Annotated in this window: 14 protein-coding genes and 1 pseudogene; 7 read left to right on the top strand and 8 right to left on the bottom strand. The window is 63.8% G+C overall.

Annotated features, from left to right (window positions below):
• Position 1 precedes the first annotated feature (1 nt).
• On the bottom strand, positions 2-2,314 hold the full coding sequence (locus FJ980_RS13305) for a glucose/quinate/shikimate family membrane-bound PQQ-dependent dehydrogenase (protein ID WP_140543332.1): 2,313 nt from the start codon (positions 2,312-2,314) through the stop codon (positions 2-4).
• A 182-nt stretch (positions 2,315-2,496) separates the two neighbouring features.
• Between FJ980_RS13305 and FJ980_RS13300 the strand changes: the two genes are divergently transcribed.
• The 3 genes from FJ980_RS13300 to FJ980_RS13290 are packed head-to-tail and all read left to right on the top strand — an operon-like array spanning position 2,497 to position 6,520.
• Complete coding sequence (locus FJ980_RS13300; RefSeq protein ID WP_140543330.1) at positions 2,497-5,217, top strand: UvrD-helicase domain-containing protein; 2,721 nt, start codon at positions 2,497-2,499, stop codon at positions 5,215-5,217.
• A gap of 52 nt (positions 5,218-5,269) precedes the next feature.
• Complete coding sequence (locus tag FJ980_RS13295) at positions 5,270-5,758, top strand: type II toxin-antitoxin system antitoxin SocA domain-containing protein (RefSeq protein WP_140543328.1); 489 nt, start codon at positions 5,270-5,272, stop codon at positions 5,756-5,758.
• 12 nt (positions 5,759-5,770) lie between these two features.
• Positions 5,771-6,520, top strand: coding sequence for a hypothetical protein (locus FJ980_RS13290; protein ID WP_140543326.1), 750 nt, complete (start codon positions 5,771-5,773; stop codon positions 6,518-6,520).
• 42 nt (positions 6,521-6,562) lie between these two features.
• Here the strand turns inward: FJ980_RS13290 and FJ980_RS13285 are convergent, their stop codons facing one another.
• The 5 genes from FJ980_RS13285 to FJ980_RS13265 form a co-directional block, all read right to left on the bottom strand.
• Positions 6,563-7,621: an ABC transporter permease gene (locus tag FJ980_RS13285; RefSeq protein WP_140543324.1), complete on the bottom strand. Its 1,059-nt coding sequence runs from the start codon at positions 7,619-7,621 to the stop codon at positions 6,563-6,565.
• Complete coding sequence (locus FJ980_RS13280; protein ID WP_140543322.1) at positions 7,618-8,409, bottom strand: ATP-binding cassette domain-containing protein; 792 nt, start codon at positions 8,407-8,409, stop codon at positions 7,618-7,620. Before FJ980_RS13280 ends, FJ980_RS13285 begins: the two co-directional genes overlap by 4 nt.
• Positions 8,410-8,495: 86 nt before the next feature.
• Positions 8,496-9,503 (bottom strand): substrate-binding domain-containing protein, encoded by a 1,008-nt coding sequence (locus FJ980_RS13275; protein ID WP_140543321.1) that lies wholly within the window; start codon positions 9,501-9,503, stop codon positions 8,496-8,498.
• A 106-nt stretch (positions 9,504-9,609) separates the two neighbouring features.
• Positions 9,610-10,515 carry a sugar phosphate isomerase/epimerase gene (locus FJ980_RS13270; protein WP_181181190.1) on the bottom strand — a complete coding sequence of 302 codons (906 nt, stop codon included), beginning with the start codon at positions 10,513-10,515 and terminating at the stop codon, positions 9,610-9,612.
• A complete protein-coding gene (locus FJ980_RS13265) occupies positions 10,515-11,546 on the bottom strand; it encodes a Gfo/Idh/MocA family oxidoreductase (protein ID WP_140543319.1) in 1,032 nt (343 codons plus the stop codon). Before FJ980_RS13265 ends, FJ980_RS13270 begins: the two co-directional genes overlap by 1 nt.
• Before the next feature lie 196 nt (positions 11,547-11,742).
• On the opposite strand from FJ980_RS13265, the gene FJ980_RS13260 reads away from it, so the two are divergent.
• From FJ980_RS13260 to FJ980_RS13250, 3 genes and pseudogenes are all read left to right on the top strand, one after another.
• A complete protein-coding gene (locus FJ980_RS13260; protein ID WP_140543318.1) occupies positions 11,743-12,768 on the top strand; it encodes a LacI family DNA-binding transcriptional regulator in 1,026 nt (341 codons plus the stop codon).
• Between the two features lie 276 nt (positions 12,769-13,044).
• Positions 13,045-14,516: pseudogene (locus FJ980_RS13255) on the top strand (esterase-like activity of phytase family protein).
• Between the two features lie 119 nt (positions 14,517-14,635).
• Entirely contained in the window at positions 14,636-16,108 is a 1,473-nt protein-coding gene (locus FJ980_RS13250) for an MATE family efflux transporter (protein ID WP_140543317.1), read from the top strand.
• Positions 16,109-16,140: 32 nt separating this feature from the next.
• Here FJ980_RS13250 and FJ980_RS13245 read toward each other — a convergent pair whose 3' ends face one another.
• Positions 16,141-17,511, bottom strand: coding sequence for an MFS transporter (locus tag FJ980_RS13245; RefSeq protein ID WP_246676408.1), 1,371 nt, complete (start codon positions 17,509-17,511; stop codon positions 16,141-16,143).
• On the opposite strand from FJ980_RS13245, the gene FJ980_RS13240 reads away from it, so the two are divergent.
• On the top strand, positions 17,487-18,062 hold the full coding sequence (locus FJ980_RS13240; RefSeq protein WP_140543316.1) for a TMEM175 family protein: 576 nt from the start codon (positions 17,487-17,489) through the stop codon (positions 18,060-18,062). The two genes, FJ980_RS13245 and FJ980_RS13240, sit on opposite strands and share 25 nt — an antisense overlap.
• Before the next feature lie 3 nt (positions 18,063-18,065).
• Here FJ980_RS13240 and FJ980_RS13235 read toward each other — a convergent pair whose 3' ends face one another.
• Positions 18,066-18,347 carry a hypothetical protein gene (locus FJ980_RS13235; protein ID WP_140543315.1) on the bottom strand — a complete coding sequence of 94 codons (282 nt, stop codon included), beginning with the start codon at positions 18,345-18,347 and terminating at the stop codon, positions 18,066-18,068.
• Positions 18,348-18,473 lie beyond the last annotated feature (126 nt).

Raw genomic sequence — 18,473 nt, 5'->3', positions numbered from 1 at the left:
CCTATTTTGGCAGCGTGTAGGCCATCACGTAATCGCCCGGCTTCGTGCCGACCGAGCCGTGCCCGCCGGCGACGATGACGACGAACTGGCGGCCGTCGGCCACCGTATAGGTCATCGGCGTCGACTGGCCGCCCGCCGGCAGCCTCGCCCGCCAGAGCTGCCTGCCGGTGGTGAGGTCGTAGGCCCGAAGATAATCGTCGACCGCGGCGCCCAGAAAAGCGACGCCGCCAGCCGTGATCATCGGCCCGCCTATGCCGGGAACACCGACCTTGAGCGGCAAAGGCAGCGGCGTCATGTCGTAGACAGTGCCGTTGCGGTGCTTGTAGGCGATGTTTCCCGTCTTGAGATCGACGCCGGCGACATAGCCCCAGGGCGGCGCCTGGCAGGGAATGCCGAGCGGCGACAGGAACGGTCCCATCACCACCGCGTAAGGCGCGCCCTCGTTGCGGTTCAGCCCCTGCTCGCTGCCCTTGGTGTCGCCCGGCGGCGGCACGTCCGCGCGGGGGATGAGCTTCGAGGTGAAGGCGAGATAGGTCGGCATGCCGAACATCACCTGCCGCACCGGATCGACCGCGACGCCGCCCCAGTTGAAGACGCCGAAATTGCCGGGATAGATCAGCGAGCCCTGAAGCGAGGGCGGCGTGTAGCGTCCCTCATAGCGCAGCTTCTTCAATTCGATCCGGCACGCCAACTGGTCGAACATGGTGATGCCCCACATGTCGGCGCCGGTCAGCGGCTTCGGATTGAAGGACAGATCCGAGGCCGGCTGCGTCGGCGAGGCATGATCGCCCTCGATCGCGCCGCCGGGCGCCGGCACGTCCTTAACCGGAATGATCGGCTCGCCCGTGCGACGGTCGAGCACATAGAGATCGCCTTGCTTGGTCGGCCCGACCAGCGCCGGCACGACGCCGTTCGCCGTGGTGATGTCGACCAGCGACGGCTGCGCAGGCACGTCCATGTCCCACAGATCGTGATGCACGGTCTGCCGGACCCAGCGCAATTGCCCGGTGTTGAGATCGAGCGCGGTGATCGAGGAGGAGAACTTCTCGACATTGGCGCTGCGGCCCATGCCGAGCTGGTCCGGCGTCTGGTTGCCGAGCGGAACGTAGAGCAGTCCCAGCTTCTCGTCGGCGCTCGCGGTCGACCACATGTTGGGCGAGTTGTGGGTGTAGGTCTGCCCGGCGGGCAGCGGCATCGTCACATCCGGATTGCCGGAATCCCAGTTCCATAGCAGCGCGCCGGTGTTGACGTCGAAGGCGCGGATGACGCCCGACGGCTCCTCGGTCGAGTAATTGTCGTTGACCGCGCCGCCGACGATGATCTTGCCGCCGACGATCAGCGGCGCCGACGTCGAATAGTAGTAGCCCGATTTCGGATATGGCATGTTGGCCATCAGGTTGAGCGTGCCGCCGTCGGCGAAGGACGGACACACCTGCCCGTTCGCGGCGTCGAGCGCGATCAGCCGGGCGTCGGAGGTCGGCAGGTAGATGCGTGCGGCGCAAGGCTGGCCGACGGCGATCTTGGCGTCGGCATAGTAGGACACGCCGCGGCAGGTCTGGTGCTGGCGGTTGGGGTCGAGCTTGATCTTCGGGTCGTAGCGCCACTTCTCCTTGCCGCTCGCGGCATCGATGGCGATGGCGAAATTATGCGGCGTGCAGATGAACAGCGCGTCGCCGATCTTCAGCGGCGTCACCTGATAGGTCGTCTCGCCGATATCGTCGGGGCCTTTCACGTCGCCGGTGCGATAGGTCCAGGCAGGCTGCAGCTTGGCGACATTGTCCGGCGTGATCTGGTCGAGCGGCGAATAGCGCTGGCCGAAAGGCGTGCGGCCGTAGAACTGCCACTCGCCCGCCGGCATGTCGCCGCCGAGATTGGCGGCCGTCGCCGCCTTTTCGGTGCCCAGCGTGCCGCCGATATCCATGGGATCGGCGGTCATCGAATAACCGGCGACCGCGAGCGAGGCGAGCACGGCCAGGATCAGCGGCGCGCGTCCGTCCGGCCCGAGCAAGCCCCGCCTTGCCCACGGCGTCAGCAGCCACAGGGCGATGAGCACGATGACGCCGCCGCGCGGGCCGAGCTGCCACCAGTCGAAGCCGATTTCCCAGACCGCCCAAGATAGCGTGGCCAGTACGAACAGCGCGTAGAGCCAGAGCGAGGTCGACCGGCGCCTGAACAGCAGCCAGGTGGTGATCAGGAAGACCAGGCCGGCGACCAGATAGTACCAACTGCCGCCCAGCGCGATGAGCCAGATGCCGCCGCCGCCGAGAATGAGACCGATGAGGAAGAGGACGAGGGAGGTGATGGTGACAGCCAAGACGGTGCTCCTTCGACTGTTGCGCCTTCGCGGCCGCTCTCAGGCGACGGCGAGCCGTCCCTGCCCTGCCGTCAGCTTTCCCTCACCCGCTCCGGCTGTCAAGTTGGGGCCAGACACGCGAAACTAGAACAAAACGTAGACAGTTCTGGTCTTTCGCTGCCGAATCACTACATTCGGGGGCGATGTCGGGCTTTTCCGAGGACATGCCTTTTTTCGATGAACCGAATGCGCGGCCGGCAGCGGCTCCATCCGGCATAGCCGCGCGCGCCATGGCCGCCCGCAGCGGCCAGAACGGCGCGCCCGATTATCTCAAGGGCCTGAACCCGGAGCAGCGCCTCGCCGTCGAGACGACCGAAGGCCCGGTTCTGGTGCTGGCCGGCGCGGGCACCGGCAAGACGCGGGTGCTCACCACGCGCATTGCCCATCTCCTTGCCACCGGCAGGGCCTTTCCCTCGCAGATCCTGGCTGTCACCTTCACCAACAAGGCCGCGCGCGAGATGAAGCAGCGCATCGGCATCCTGATCGGCGAAGGCAATGTCGAGGGCATGCCCTGGCTCGGCACCTTCCACTCGATCGGCGTGAAGCTGCTTCGCCGACACGCCGAGCTCGCCGGGCTGAAATCGGATTTCACCATTCTCGACACCGACGACGTGGTGCGGCTGATCAAGCAGCTGATCCAGGCCGAGGGGCTGGACGACAAGCGCTGGCCGGCCAAGACCTTCGCCCAGATGCTCGACAACTGGAAGAACAAGGGCCTTGGCCCGGACGAAATAGCGGAAGGCGATGCGCGCAGCTTCGGCAACGGCAAGGGCCGCCAACTCTACAAGGCCTACCAGGAACGGCTGCAGACGCTGAACTCCTGCGACTTCGGCGACCTGCTCTACCATCCGATCCGCATCTTCCGCGCCTATCCGGACGTGCTGAAGGAATACCACCGCAGGTTCAAATACATACTGGTCGACGAGTATCAGGACACCAACACCGCGCAATACATGTGGCTGCGGCTGCTGGCGCAGCGCCCCAATTCCGGGCGCAAAGGCGCTGACGCCGGCGGCAGGCCAATCTCCCCCCAAGTGGGGGAGATGTCCGGCAGGACAGAGGGGGGCGCGAAGGATCGCGACGCCTCCAATCTTTCAGGCGGAAAGGCCGGCGGGACAGCGCCCCCCTCTGTCGCCTCCGGCGACATCTCCCCCACAAGGGGGGAGATTGGAGCCAGTGCCGTAAATATTTGCTGCGTCGGCGACGACGACCAGTCGATCTATGGCTGGCGCGGCGCCGAGGTCGACAACATCCTGCGCTTCGACAAGGATTTCCCGGGCGCCACCATCATCCGGCTGGAACGCAACTATCGCTCCACCGCGCATATATTGGGCGCGGCCTCGCACCTCATCGCCCACAATGAGGGCCGCTTCGGCAAGACGCTGTTCACCGATCGCAACGACCCCGAGGACGACAAGGTTCACGTCCACGCCGCCTGGGACTCGGAGGAAGAGGCGCGGGCCATCGGCGACGCCATCGAGGCCTACCAGCGGCAGAAGCACAATCTCAATGACATGGCGATCCTGGTGCGCGCCTCCTTCCAGATGCGCGCCTTCGAAGACCGTTTCATCACGCTGGGCTTGAACTACCGCGTCATCGGCGGCCCGCGCTTCTACGAGCGGCTGGAAATCCGCGATGCATTGGCCTTCTTCCGCGTCGTCGCCAATGGCGGCGACGACCTCGCCTTCGAGCGCATCATCAACGTGCCGAAGCGCGGGTTGGGCGAAGCCACCATCCGCCAGATCCACGATACGGCCCGCGCCATGCGCATCCCCATGCTGGAGGCCGCCGCGACGCTCGCCGAAAGCGACGAGCTGAAGCCGAAGCCGCGCGCGGCGCTGCGCGAGGTCGCAGCCAATTTCGAGCGCTGGCAGAAGGCTCTGGAAGCCACCCCGCACACCGAGCTCGCCGAGACCATCCTGGAGGAGAGCGGCTACACCGACATGTGGAAGAACGACCGTTCGGCGGAGGCGCCCGGGCGGCTGGAAAACCTCAAGGAGCTGATCCGCTCCATGGAGGAGTATGAATCGCTGCGTTCCTTCCTCGAGCATGTCGCGCTGGTGATGGAGGCCGAGCAGGGCGAATCGCAAGATGCGGTCTCGATCATGACCCTGCATTCGGCCAAGGGCCTCGAATTCGAGACCGTCTTCCTGCCCGGCTGGGAGGAAGGCCTGTTCCCGCATCAGCGCGCGCTGGATGAAGGCGGACGCTCCGGCCTCGAGGAAGAGCGCCGGCTCGCCTATGTCGGCCTGACGCGCGCCAAGAAGAACCTGCATATCTGGTTCGTCTCCAACCGACAGATTCACGGCCTGTGGCAATCGACGATCCCGTCGCGCTTCGTCGATGAATTGCCCGAAACCCATATCGATATCGCCGACAGCGGCAACAGCTACGGCGGCTACGGCAATCCCTATGGCGGCGGCTCGTTCGCTTCCGGGCGCGGCGGCGGACGACAGAACCCCTACGGCGCCTCGCGCTTCGACAATATCGGCGCCAAGGACCAGGGCAGCTTCTCCAACACCTATGCAACGCCCGGCTGGGAACGCGCGCAGGCGAACCGCACCGAGGCGACCGACCGCAACTGGGGCACGCGTTCGGGCCACCAGGTCGAGCGTATCGGCTATGGCGAGACCGATTCAGGCTACGGGGCCGGCCGCACCAGCGTGAAAGGCCGTACCATCGAGGGCGAGCTGGTCGCCAAATCCGTCGCCGACACGCCGTCCGCCTTCAATGTCGGCGACCGCGTCTTCCACCAGAAATTCGGCAACGGCAACATCGCGGCCATCGACGGCAACAAGCTCACCATCGACTTCGACAAGGCCGGCCAGAAACGCGTGCTGGACGGATTTGTGGCCGCGGTGTGAGGGGCTTATCGATTTGTTAGCCTAAAGGAACAAATAGGGTACAATCGCTTGCATGGCTTACGACTCACGATATATTGCAAATTTGGTGCTTGATCGTGCGGACGCCGAGGGGCTTGGAATTACCAATCTTGAAATCAACAAGATAATCTATTTTTTGCATTCTATATATCTGGCAAATTTTGACAGACCATTAATTGATGCAAAGATAGAAGCATGGGACTACGGTCCAGTAATTAGAGAAATATACTCAGAGTTTAAGCGCTTTGGCGCTTCAGGTATTAGTGCAAGGGCCACCAGCTTAGACTTAAAGTCTCTACAGAGAGCGCCCGTATACGAGACCATGAGTAATTCAGATGAAACTTTCCTGCATCCGCTGATTGATAAATACATTCGCTTGGGGGCAACTAAACTCGTTAATATGTCTCACGAAAAGGGTGGACCGTGGGATCTAGTGTATAATGCTTCGGGGAGGAGCAATCCTGGAATGGAGATAACCGACGATCTCATCCAGCGATACTTTTTAAGGCAAACCCGACATTAATGAGGAACGCTCGTGCAGATAAGCAAACTTAGCAGGCCTCCCTACGCTCACAATTGGGTTCGTTACGTTTTCCCTGATCGTGTTCGAACTACCAAGGAACTCGTCCGGTTCGCAACGGGTGTTCCGACCACCACATATTCTGCAGCGTCGCCGATTATTCGAGATCGAATTGTTTATGGTTTAGATCGGCGAACCGCGTTAATCGCGGCAATGTCCAAAGGGCGCGCAAATAGCCGCGGCATTGTTGCCGAATATGTTACGGCGTTTTATGATTACGATGAAAATAGAGGCTACTTCGGCAAGCCCTGTTTTGACGAAATAGTTGAACCATTTCGAGTTGGTAAGGGTCTTGTCGTTCCCGTCAAGCCCCTGATTACCATCGTTGAGAATGGACTACAGGTTCCCATTTTCACTGTGGGTTGGGCGAATTTCCCACTGACCAAATGGCAAATGCGTCTGCTTGCCACAATTTTCGAAGACGCGGTCTTCTCGCTGACCGACTTTAGAAAATCTCCTGGCGAATTTCTCTGCTTCCCAAAAGTTGGGAAAGGTGATGCAGCTAAGCGCCAGCCTCTGGTCTGGAGACGCGGTGATTTTGAGCTTCTCTCAAGAAATGAACTTCGCGAGTGCCTTGATGAATTTTTGCTCGCGCTGGAAGAAGCGAAAATAATTCTAGAGGCAGCACTTCGGAAAGAAAAGGCTGAAGCTCCCGCTGCGGAAGAAACACCACTGAGCGAGACGCCACTGTTTGACTGGCGCTAGAGCGCTGACGACAGTTGGTTCCAGTCTCTGAGTTCGGGTGAGCTACCTGTACCTTGCCTGGTTCCACTTATGGCCGAGCAGCGACAGGATGATGATCAGCCCGTTGAAGAACTGCACGTAGAAGCCGCTCAGGCCCGCCGCCACGACGCCGGTCTGGATGAATGACACGGTGACCGCGCCGATCGCGCCGCCGACCACCGTGCCGATGCCGCCCCAGGTCGGCGTGCCGCCGACGAATACCGAGGCCAGCACCGGCAACAGATAGCCGTCGCCTGCCGTCGGCCACCAGGTGAAATTGATCATCACCGAAAACGTGCCGGCGATCGCCGCGCCGATGCCGACGAAGACGAACACCTTCACCCGAACCCGTTTGACGTCGATGCCCATTTGCCTGGCGCTGTCGGGATTGTCGCCGACCACTTTCACCTGCGCGCCGAAGCGGTGGCGGTTGTAGAGCAGTGCCGAGAAGACGACGAAGGCGATCGCCCAGAAGACCTGCACGGGGATGCCCCAGACCTGGCTGGAGAAGATTTTGTAGGCCGAGCTGTCGGCAAGGCCGGTCAGCGCCGTCGACCTGCCTTCGTTGATGATCTGGATCAGCCCGCGCAGCAGGAAGTTCATGCCGAGCGTGGCGATCAGCGACGACAGGCCGCCATAGACGACCAGCGAGCCGACCAGGAAGCCGAGCAGCGTGCCGGTGACGAGCGCCGCCGCGATGCCGATAAACGGATCGTAGCCGGCCTGCACGACCAGCGCGAAGACCCAGGAGGCAAAGCCCATTGTCGCGGGAAATGACAGGTCGATCTCGCCGCAGGTGACGACGAAGACCAGCGGCACGACCACGAACAGCGCGACGGGAAGCGTCGTCAACACGGAGCTGTAGAGATACCAGGTGGTGAAGACGGTCGGGTTGGCGATCATGAACACCGCCATCATGACGATGAACACGGCGAGCGTGCCGAGCGAGGCGCGGTTGTCGAGGACGAAGCCGCGCAGCCAGTGATTGGACGGATGGCTCCATTCCTTGGCCGGTCCCTTGGCTACCTTGCCGCTTGCCGTTCCCAGAGGCGTTTGCAGATCGGGTTCCATCGCCTTGCTCATTGCGCTCCCTGCTCCGCGTCCTCGTGCAGTCCCGGCAATCCGCCGGGGTGTGCTACGTCTTCCATGAAGTTGATGAGGTCTTCCGCCGACTTGACCTCGTTGCGGTCGGCCGCGAGCGCCACCTTGCCGCGGTCGAGCACGACGAAGCGGTCGGCAATGTCGAAGACATGGTGGATGTTGTGCCCGATGAACAGGATCGAGCGGCCGCTCGCCCGCACCTGGCGCACGAAGTGGAAGACCTTGGCGGTCTCAGTCAGCGACAGCGCCGTCGTCGGCTCGTCGAGGATGATCAGTTCCGCCTGCTTGTAGATGGCGCGTGCGATCGCCACGCCCTGGCGCTCGCCGCCGGAAAGCTGGCCGACGATCGAGTGCGGCGTGAACACCTTCGAGGTGAAGCCGATCTCGCGCATTAGCCGGCTCGCCTCCTCGATCTCCTTGTCGACCTTCAGCCAGCCCATGAAGCTGGTCAGTTCGCGGCCCATGAAGATGTTGCGCACGATCGTCTGCTGCACGGCCAGCGCCCGGTCCTGGAACACCGTCTCGATGCCGGCGTCGCGCGAGCGCGCCGCGCTCCACCCGGTTACCGGCTTGTCGCGCACCAGGATCTCGCCGCTGGTCGGCTTGACCACGCCGGACAGGATCTTGATCAGCGTCGACTTGCCGGCGCCGTTGTCGCCGATAAGGCCGACCACCTCGCCGCGGTCGACGCTGAGGTTGACCCCGCCCAGCGCATAGACCTGGCCGTAGGATTTCTTGATGTCGCGCAGTTCGATGATGCGTTCGCCCATGCGATCCTCGCTTGCAATGTCTGTTCGGCGGCCTCGTCGCCGGCGGTCCAGCCGGCCGGGGCAAGCCCGGCCGGCTGCCTGGGAGGTCAGCGCAACGCCTGCTTGGCGAGCTCTGAGACGATCTCGTAGTTCTGCGGCGTCACGAAGCCAGCGCCCGTGTCGACATTCATCGGCGCCAGCCCCAGCACCACCTGCTGGCAGAGGCTGAGGATCGGCAGATAGCCCTGCAGGAACGGCTGCTGGTCGGCCGTCAGCTGCACCCAGCCGCCCTTGAAGCCCTCGACGATCTGCGGACTGGTGTCGAAGCCGAAGTTGAAGATGTCGCCGGGCTTGCGGCCTGCCGCCTGCATATAGGTCGCGACGTTGCCGAGCATCTGGCCGCCGGGATAGCCGACCGCCTTGACGTCGGGGTGGTTGAGCAGCGCCGCGGTGATCACCGGAATGGCGAGGTTGGGATCCGATGCCCATTCGCCGCTCGGCGGCGACGAGAGCTGGATCACCTCGACGCCCGCCTCCTTCAGCGCCGCCACCGTGCCACGCTCTCGTGCGCCGCGGCTTTCATTCTCGAACGGACCGATCATGATCGCCTTGTCGCCGGACTTGAGCTTGCCGAGCTTGAACGCCTCGACACCGAGCGCGCGGCCCTGCTGCTCCTGCTGCGCGCCGACATAGCCGCCGCCGAACGCCGCCACCACCTTCGGCACCGGCACGTTCTGGTACATCATCTTGATGCCGTCCTTATGCGCCTGTTCGGCCAAAGGCATGATCGCGGCATCGCCCGGATGGCCCATCATGGCGATGCCCTGCGGCTTGACCGCGACCGCCTCGCGCAATTGCTGCACCATCTTCTCGACGTCCCACTGCGAGAAGATGTAGTCGACCTTCGGCCCGAGATCGGCCGCCGCTTGCTTGGCGCCATTATAGACGATGGTGCCGAAGGCGTCGCCCTCGGCGCCGCCGACGAAGAAGCGGATGTGTACGTCCTTGCACCATTGCGCGTCGAGCGCGTGCGCCGGCAAGGCAGAGATCGAGGCGCAGAGCGCCGTGGCAGCCGCCACGACGGTCGAGCGCAGAACAGTCCTTCTGGTCGTCATGCACGTTCCTCCCTTTTAGACCCCTCCCGATAGAGGGTTTCGAATTGATCTGCGTCCTCGGTCGGCCGGCTCCTCCCGCCGGCCGATCCTCACATCGAACCTGGCCTCAAGCCGGATTGGGCAGGTAGCTGTTCCCTCCCCGGCATTGCTTCAGATAGTCGAGCGCACGCGCCTGTCCGGTGATCTCGAGGTCGCCGCGATAGACCGGGTCGTGCCAGCCCTCGATGTCGATGGCGCCCTTGTAGCCGGCCAGCCGCAACTCGCTGATCACCCGCGTCCAGTCGCTGTCGCCGAAGCCCGGCGTGCGCATCTGCACGAATGGCAGGCGGCCGAACACGCCATGCTCGCGGATGACGTCCCAGCGCACCGTCGCGTCCTTGCCGTGGACGTGGAAGATGCGCGGCGCCCATTTGCGGATCTGCGGGATCGGATCGATCAAATAGACAAGCTGGTGGCAGGGTTCCCATTCCAGCCCGAGATTGTCATTTGGCAACTCGTTGAACATCAGCTCCCAGGCATCCGGGTTATGCGCGATGTTCCAATCGCCGCTCGCCCAGTTGCCGTCCATCGCGCAATTCTCGAAAGCGATGCGCACGCCCTTGTCGGCGGCACGCTTGGCTAGCGGGCCCCACACCTCGCGGAAGCGCGGCAGGCTGTCGGTCAGCTTCTTGCCGCGGATGCGGCCGGTGAAGCCGCTGACCGTCGAAGCGCCGAACAGATGCGCATTGTCGATCACCGTCTCCCAGGCTGCCAGCACACCGCGATCGACCTCTCCATTCTCGAGCGGGTTGCCGAACACCCCGATCGAGGACACGGTCACATCGGCGTCGCCGATCGCCTCGCGGATCTCGCCCGCCAGGCGCTTCAGGTCCTTGCCGCCCAGTGTCTGCCAGAAGAAAGGCTGGATGCTCTCGAAGCCGAGCGGCAGGATCTGCCTGACATAGGCCGCCGGATCGTCGAGATTGGCCCGCACCATGGTGCCGATCCTGATATCGAGAAGCGGGTTTGCCATCACTGTGCTTCCTTGGCGATTGTCACGCGCCGCCCGCTCTCCGCGCTCTCGATGGCGCCGAAGACCATGGCCAGGCTTTTGATGTTGTCGGCGCCGCGCGTCTCCGGCTCGACGCCGGTCTCGATCGCGTGCATGAAATCCCGGATGATGCCGACATGGCCGTCGACACGGTCGGCGGGATCGAGCGGCGGCACTGCGATGGGCTGGGTCTTGTCGATGATCCCGTCGCGGCCCGACGCAATCACCTCCGCCTTCAGCCCGTCATGGCCGTCCCACAAAAGGCTGCCGCGCTCGGCGACGATGCGCCAGCTTCCCTCCCAGCTCGTGCGGAAACCATCGGCGCACCAGGAGCCGGCATAGGTGAAGATCTTGCCGCCGCCGAGGTCGAAGACGGCGCTGGCCGACGACCCCTGCCTGTACCAGGAATTCACGGGTTCCCATTCCTGGCAATAGACACTGGCCGGCTCACCGGCGACCATGTAACGCGCGGCATCGAACGTGTGGATCGCCATGTCGAGCAGGAGCACATGGGCCATCTCCTCGCGAAAACCGCCGAAATGCGGCGCGACGAAGAAGTCGGCGTGGATGCTGGTCGGCTTGCCGATGACGCCGGAGTCCAGGAAGCGCCTGATGCGCCTGACATTGGCGACATAGCGGCGGTTCTGGACGACGGCGTGGATGCGCCCCGCGCGGCGCGCTGCCTCGACGATGGCGCGCGCATTGTCGGGACTGTCGGCCAGCGGCTTCTCGGTGAGCAGATGGCAATTGTGCGCGAAGGCCGAAAGCGCGACCTCGCGGCGCGCGGCGGGAACCACGACGTCGAACACGGCATCGGGCTTGGTCTGGTCGAGGACGGCGTCGAGGTTGGTGCCGATGACGGCGTTGGTGAGCGCGTATTCGCGCGCCCTCGCCTGGGCCCGCTCGGCATCGAGGTCGACGACGCCGACAACGGCGAGCTCGTCGATCTGCTTCACGGCATCGAGCCAGTGCTTGCTCATCGCTCCGCACCCGGCCAGGACGACCTTCATCATCCAGCGCTCCTCCTCCGCCGGTCCCTCCAGACCGGATGTCACGGCGTCCACGGCGTCACCGTAAACGTTTTTCCGTAAACGTTTACGACAACACACCCGATGGCGTAGAATGTCAACCGGCTGCTTGCAAAAATCGTCCCGAAGCCTTGGCCCGAGCGGCAGCCGGTGCTAGCCAAGGCAGGGGGAGAATCCGTCCTTGGCGTCCAGCATCCACGATCTCGCGCGTCACCTGAACATCTCGATCGGCACCGTGTCGCGGGCGCTGAACGGCCGTGCCGACGTCAATGCCGACACACGCCAACGTGTGCTCGAAGCAGCCAGGAAGCTGAACTATTCGCCCAATCAGTCAGGCCGCAGCCTGCGCCAGGGCGCCACCCGTTCCATCGCCTTCATGCTGCAGCCGCATCCCGGCGACCAGCAATATGGCGAGCCGTTCTTCATCCCGTTCCTGACCGGCCTGCAGGCGCGGCTCGCCGAGCATGACCTGGATTTGATGGTCGTCATGGGTGAGCCGGGCCAATATCAGCAGGAGCGGTTGCGCCGCGTGGTCGAGACGCGCCGGGCCGACGCGGTCGTGTTGGCCAATACGCGAAGGGAAGACGATCGGATCGACTATCTCAGCAAGGCCGGCTTTCCCTTCGCCACGCTTGGCCGAAGTCAGTCCGGCGGCGACACGTATCCTTCACTCGATATCGATTTCGAGAGGGCGGGTGATGAAGCCGTCGACCGGCTGGTCGCGCGCGGCCACCGCCGCATTGCCGCCATCCGCCCTTCGCTTGATCTCAACTTCGGCTACCTGTTCCTCGACGGCTACCGCAAGGCGCTGAAGCGGCACGGTATCGAGGTCGACCCCAACCTGATCGCCGATGGCTTCATCAACGAGACCGGCGGCTACCAGGTGACGCCGCAAGTAATGCGCTCCAAAAACCCGCCGACGGCGATCATCTTCAACAATGACGCGATGGCGCTCGGCGGCTGCAAGGCGCTGGCCGAGATGGGTATCAAGCCGGGCCATGACATGGCCGTGATCGTCATCGTCGACACGCCGCTCTGCCGCTACTTCTCGCCGACGCTGACCGCCTTCCGTCCGTCGCTGGAGCCCATGGGCCGGCGGCTGGCCGAGATGCTGCTCGCTTCGCTTTCCGCCTTCGCCGGCCCCGAAGGCACGCGCATCATCCGCGAAGTCTGGCCGCTGGAACTGATCGCAAGAGAGAGCGATTGAGCGGAGGCGCTTTCCCTTCTCCCCTTGTGGGAGCAAGGTGTCGCCGAAGGCGACGGATGAGGGGTGTTCCAGGGAACGCAGACGTCTCACTCCGCTGGAACACCCCTCATCCGTCTCGGCGCTACGCGCCGATCCACCTTCTCTCACAAGGGGAGAAGGAAACTGTCACGCAACCATCACGTTCACGTCCTAGACCGCACTCGACGGGAACCGGCTCGCCGCATCGCCGATGCGCGTTCCTTCCAGGCCGCTCTGCTCGTCAAGAAGGGGATATCGATGAAACATCTCAACCGAACCGTCGCGCTCGGCGCGGCACTTGTCCTGTTTACCGCCATGACGCCGGCGCTCGCCGACGGCGTCGCTTACGTCAACAAGGGACTCATCGGCATCGGCCGCATCCCGGCCAACCAGAAGGACAAGTTCGGCGAGACCTTCGGTTCAGGTTCGGGCATGGCGATCGACACCAAATCCTGGACGCGTGAAGGGGCTACCTACAAGGGTTCGCTCTGGCTGCTGCCGGACCGCGGCTACAATGTCGTCGGCACCACTGACTATCGCCCGCGCCTCAACACCATCTCCATCGAGCTGGCCCCGACCGCTCCTGGCGCGGCACCCGCCGCCGGACAGGAACAGTCGGGCGTCAAGGCGACGCTCGCCGACACGATGCTTCTGACCGACGACAAGGGCGCCGACGCCACCGGCCTCGATCCGTCGAACGGCGTGCGCGCCGCCGCTGGCGACATGCCGATCCTGCCTGAGGCCAATGGCAAGCTGGCGCTGGACGACGAAGCGATCGTGCGGCTGCCGGACGGCACGATGTTCATCTCGGACGAATATGGTCCCAATATCTACCGCTTCTCGGCCGAAGGCCGTCTGATGTCGGCGACGCAACCGCCCGCGGCGCTGGTGCCGATGCGCCATGGCAAGCCGAACTTCGCGTCCGACAACCCGGGCCCGGGCGCTGCCGAGCCCGATCCGAAGGATCCCGAAACCGGTCGCCAGAACAACCAGGGCCTAGAAGGCATGTCGATGACGCCGGACGGCAGGTTCCTGATCGCCGTGCTGCAGTCGGCGCCCCGCCAGGACGGCGGCGATTCCGGCTCGACCCGCCAGAACACCCGCGCGCTGGTTTACGACGCTTCCGATCTCGCCCATCTCAAGCTGGCGCATGAATATGTCGTGCCGCTGCCGGTGTTCACGGACGCCAAGGGCAAGACCAAGGTGGCCGCTCAGAGCGAGATCGTCGCGCTCTCCGACAAGAGCTTCCTGATGCTGGCGCGCGACTCAGGCAACGGTCAGGGCGTCAAGGGCGATGAATCGCTCTACCGCAAGATCGAGATCGTCGACCTCTCCGCCGCCACCGATATCGCCAACGGCCCGTTCGACGCCGCCGACAAGCCGGTCGCGCCGAAAGGCATGCTCGATGCGTCGGTGACGCCGGCGAAGCTGACGCCGTTTATCGACATCAACGACAAGGGCGAGCTCGGCCGTTTCGGCCTGCACAATGGCGCGCCGAACGACAAGAACAACCTCTCGGAGAAGTGGGAGGCGATGTCGCTGGCGCCGGTGCTCGATCCGAAGCTGCCCGACGACTATTTCCTGTTCGTCGCCAACGACAATGACTTCCTCACCCAGGACGGTTCCAGGTCGGCGCTGCGTACAAAGCCGAGGACGGCGCCGATGTCGACACCACCTTCCTGGTCTATCAGGTCACACTCCCCGGCCTTTCTGGAAACACCACTCAGTAATGGGATAGGATCGGCTGCCGCGGCAGCCGACGCCTTTTCTGAAGGGATGCATGAACATCAGGCCTGCGATAGCATCGCGGGCCTGATTCAGTTTCGGCCTCACCACCATGGGTGACAACATGGATGACAAACAGACCACCCGGCGGCGGACCGGCGACCTGACCAGCGGCCCCATTCCGCGCACGCTGCTGTTGTTCGCACTGCCGGTGCTGGGCTCCAACGTGTTGCAGTCGCTCAACGGCTCGATCAACGCGGTCTGGGTCGGCCGCTTCCTCGGCGAGGCGGCACTGACGGCGACCTCCAACGCCAATCTGGTGCTGTTCCTCATTCTCGGCACCGTCTTCGGCATCGGCATGGCGGCGACCATTCTGGTGGCGCAATCGGTCGGCGCCCGCGACCTGCCCGAGGCGAAGCGCATCGTCGGTACCAGCGCCACCTTCTTCTTTCTCGTCTCGGTCGTGTTCGCCGTCTGCGGCTGGATCTGGGTCGACGTCATCCTGACCGGACTCGGCACGCCGGTCGATGCCTTGCCTTTGGCGCGCGCCTATTTACGCATCATCTTCATCGCCGTGCCGATGATGAACCTTTTGTCCTTCGTCATGACCGTGCTGCGCGGCGCCGGCGATTCGCGCACGCCGTTCGTCTTCATGGCGCTGGCGGTCGTGCTCGACGTCGTGCTCAATCCACTGCTGATCCGCGGCATCGGCCCCTTCCCCGAACTCGGCATCGCCGGCTCGGCAACATCGACGCTTGTTGGCCAGACGGTGAGCGTGATCGCCATCCTGATCGTGCTTTATGTGCGCAAACATCCGCTGCGGCTGGCGGGCAGCGATCTCGCGCTGCTGCGGCCCGACCCGACATTGCTGCGGATCGTCGTCTCCAAGGGCATTCCGATGGGCCTGCAGATGATCGTCATCTCGGCGGCGGCGTTGACCGTGATGGGCATCGTTAATTCCTACGGCTCCCAGGTCGCCGCCGCGTACGGCATCGCCGCGCAGCTCTGGACCTATATCCAGATGCCGGCTCTGGCGATCGGCGCCGCGGTTTCCTCGATGGCGGCGCAGAATGTCGGCGCCGGGCGCTGGGACCGCATCGGCAGGGTCGCGGCGTCGGGCGTCGGCTTCAACCTGGTGCTGACCGGCGCGCTGGTGGCGCTGCTTTTCGTCTTCGACCGCGCGGTGCTCAGCCTCTTCCTCAGCACCGACAGCGCCGCGATCGACATCGCCGCCCACATCAACAAGGTGGCGTCCTGGTCGTTCGTCCTGTTCGGCGTCACGATCGTGCTGTTCGCCACGGTGCGCGCGACCGGCGCCGTCATGCCGCCGCTGATCATCCTGATCATCTCGGTGTTGATCATTCGCACCGGCTTTGCCTATTCCATGCGCAGCGTCATCGGCCAGGAGGCGCTGTGGTGGAGCTTTCCGGCGGGTTCGATCGCCTCGCTGGCGCTCGCCGCCGCTTACTACCGCTTCGGCCGCTGGCGCACGATGCACATGATCGAGGACCGGCCGGCCGCGGGCGAGCCGCCCGACACGGGCCTCGGCGTGCCGCGCCAGCGCGCGCAGCTCCTGCCGGAGACGCCGAACGGCTAAAATCCGCGACGAAAGGAAAACGTGAAAATCCGCTACCGCGCGTATTTAACGCCGAAGCCAAGCGCCACCAGCGAGAAGACGACGATCATGCCGGCAAAGGCCAAGCTTGCGATGGTTGCGTTCGCCAGGCTCGACAGGATGCCGATACCGATCACCGGCAGCGCGTTGCCGCAGAAGCAACAGATGAAGAAGGCCGAGACCACCTCGGCGCGGCGGTCGGCGGGCGCGATCTGATTCACCACTTGCAGGCCACCGCGATAGCCGAGCGCCGCCGCCACGCCGCAGACCGCCGTCGCAACGATCATCAGGACCATCGAGGCATAGACCTGCGCCGCCACGATCAGCGCCACGGTCGGGATCATCAGCACCAGCGCGGCAAGCATGGTGGAACGGCTGGAGAGCCATGTGGTCCCGACGATGGTGATGGCCGCCACAATCGACAGCTCGAAGAAAAGCCCGCCGGCTTCGGCATGATTGATCACATGCAGCTGCTGCGCCAGGATGCTCGGCGCCAGCGCCGCGTAGAAGCCGACCAGCGCCATGGCGCCGAAGCCGGTCACCGCCGGCGCCACGAACTGCGCGCGGATATCGTCGGGAACCGAAAGCCTCGGCCGCAGCGAGACCTCGGAGAACCGTCCGGGCCTGGAGACGGTTTCCTGCGTGCGCCAGATCAGCAGGGTCACCAGCGCAAGCAGGACGAGATAGACGGCGAATGTCAGCCTGAGCGGCCAGGGCGCATATTGGGCGAGCAGCCCCGACATGAGCGCGCCGGCCCCGAGGCCGACAAAATTGGTGCTGGTGGCAATGACGGCGGCGCGTGACTTGTCCTTGCCTTCGATCAGCTCGGCCAGCCAGGCGGTGCCCGCCCCCGCGCCGACACCGATGCCGAGCCCGCTGAGAATGCGGGCGATGTCGAGCCAGGCGAGGTTTTCGGCGAACAGGAAAAATAACGCACTGACCACGGCAACGCCCATCGCCGCTAGCGCGGCGGGGCGGCGGCCGACGACATCCGACAGGCGGCCGAAAAACAGCAACGCCGCCAGATTGCCGACCACATAGACAGCATAGACCAGCGTCAGCGTGACCTGCGAGAAGCCGAAGGCCTGCTTGTAGATCACGTAAAGCGGCGTCAGCGCGGTGCTGCCGGCAAAAAGCGCAGCGATCATGGCGGCGACGACGGCCATTGCGGCGCCGCCGCCAAGCTCATTGTCACGCGTCATGGTTTGAGCGTAGCTGGTCATGGCAGCCTCCGGGGGTTGCAAGCCCAACGCCTGTATAATGGCGCTGTTCCAGCCACCGAACGTCCTCCTGACAATCCTGACAGGATGGTCTTGTGCGAAATCCTCGCGTAGCTTTTGTCGGCCGACGAGGAGGAACCATGGGCAAGGGACGGGTCGAGGCATTCACCGATGGCGTCGTCGCCATCATCATCACCATCATGGTGCTGGAGCTGAAAGTGCCGCATGGCGAAGATTTCTCAGCGCTTCTGCCGCTGTGGCCGGTCTTCTTCTGCTATGTGCTGTCCTTCATCAATGTCGGCATCTACTGGAACAACCTGCACAACATGTTCCACACCGTGCAGCGCGTCGATGGACGCGTGCTGTGGGCCAACTTGAACCTTTTGTTCTGGCTGTCGCTGATGCCGGCAACCACCGCGTTCATGGGAGAGAACCACTTCGCGCCCGTACCGGTCGCCGTCTATGGCATCGACCTCGCGCTTTGCGCCGTCGCCTACACAATCCTGGTCCTCAAGCTGCGCCATCTGCACGGCGCCGACACGACCTTCGCCAAGGCCGTCGGCCGTGACAACAAAGGCAAGATCTCGCTGGCGCTCTATATCGCCGCCGTCCTGCTCAGCTTCCTCAACCAGTGGATCAGCGTGGCGATCTATGTGCTTGTAGCGACCATCTGGTTTGTGCCGGACAAGCGCTTCGAACGGTTGGTCGAGAAATAACGCTTACTTCCGCATGGTTTTCAGCTTTTCCGCCGCCGAGGCGGCAAGGTCGGCATAGCGCTCCTCCAGCCTCTCGGCCGCCTTGATGATCGGAAAGTCATGGCCGAATTTCTCCAGCGCCAGCCTTAGCTTCTCGGCGAAATCCGCCTGCTCCTCCAGCGCCGCAAACAGCGTCTTCACCTGCGTCTCGCTGATGTCGGGATTGGCGAGCATCTTCGGCACCTCGCGGCTCATCTGGTCGCCGTTGACGGTTTGCTCCTTCAGGATTCCGATCCAGTCGGTCAAATGCCGAACTCCTTTTTGGGACAACATGCGCGGCGAGCGCTGCGATGGTCAACCCGTTGCGGCTCTTGCCGTCAACCCGTTGCGGCTTTTGCCGTCAATGATGGGACCAACCGGCCTTGCCTCGGC

The sequence above is a fragment of the Mesorhizobium sp. B1-1-5 genome (genome assembly GCF_006443065.1).
Lineage (GTDB): Bacteria > Pseudomonadota > Alphaproteobacteria > Rhizobiales > Rhizobiaceae > Mesorhizobium.
Note: the sequence above shows the minus strand (reverse complement) of the source record. Positions and strands in the feature narration are given on the sequence as shown.

What these genes read in the sequence shown, in the direction of transcription:
- FJ980_RS13250 (WP_140543317.1), top strand. Translation starts at nt 14,636, where the DNA reads ATGGATGACAAACAGACCACCCGGCGGCGGACCGGCGACCTGACCAGC.
- FJ980_RS13270 (WP_181181190.1), bottom strand. Translation starts at nt 10,515, where the DNA reads ATGGCAAACCCGCTTCTCGATATCAGGATCGGCACCATGGTGCGGGCC.
- FJ980_RS13295 (WP_140543328.1), top strand. Translation starts at nt 5,270, where the DNA reads ATGGCTTACGACTCACGATATATTGCAAATTTGGTGCTTGATCGTGCG.
- FJ980_RS13265 (WP_140543319.1), bottom strand. Translation starts at nt 11,546, where the DNA reads ATGATGAAGGTCGTCCTGGCCGGGTGCGGAGCGATGAGCAAGCACTGG.
- FJ980_RS13280 (WP_140543322.1), bottom strand. Translation starts at nt 8,409, where the DNA reads ATGGGCGAACGCATCATCGAACTGCGCGACATCAAGAAATCCTACGGC.
- FJ980_RS13275 (WP_140543321.1), bottom strand. Translation starts at nt 9,503, where the DNA reads ATGACGACCAGAAGGACTGTTCTGCGCTCGACCGTCGTGGCGGCTGCC.
- FJ980_RS13285 (WP_140543324.1), bottom strand. Translation starts at nt 7,621, where the DNA reads ATGAGCAAGGCGATGGAACCCGATCTGCAAACGCCTCTGGGAACGGCA.
- FJ980_RS13245 (WP_246676408.1), bottom strand. Translation starts at nt 17,511, where the DNA reads ATGCCTCGACCCGTCCCTTGCCCATGGTTCCTCCTCGTCGGCCGACAA.
- FJ980_RS13300 (WP_140543330.1), top strand. Translation starts at nt 2,497, where the DNA reads ATGTCGGGCTTTTCCGAGGACATGCCTTTTTTCGATGAACCGAATGCG.
- FJ980_RS13240 (WP_140543316.1), top strand. Translation starts at nt 17,487, where the DNA reads ATGGGCAAGGGACGGGTCGAGGCATTCACCGATGGCGTCGTCGCCATC.